The following is a 245-nucleotide window of genomic DNA, read 5'->3' on the forward strand; positions in this document are numbered from 1 at the left end:
CTAGTTCAAGTACAACCGTGTTTAAGTGCAATAAAATACGCTGATGTGCTGAAAACAGGTCGCGATATTTAACTTCACTAATACTTAGCTGCTGTACCTTATTAGCAAACTCAGCATAGCTCACCATAAAATCTTCTCGACGAGCAGCATGATCGCAGACTTTATTTAAAAATGAGGGATCGTAAGGAGCACGAATAAAATCGGTAACGCCAGAAAGTAATAATTGCTCAGCGTAATCGGCATCG

General features: G+C 40.0%; 1 protein-coding gene. It reads right to left on the reverse strand.

Translation table 11 applies throughout. The features are described 5' to 3' along the window. A partial coding sequence (locus tag SB765_RS32735) for a hypothetical protein (protein ID WP_410932905.1) occupies positions 1-245 on the reverse strand: 245 nt, incomplete at both ends.

This window comes from Pseudomonas sp. SIMBA_067, assembly GCF_046534675.1.
Lineage (GTDB): Bacteria > Pseudomonadota > Gammaproteobacteria > Pseudomonadales > Pseudomonadaceae > Aquipseudomonas > Aquipseudomonas putida.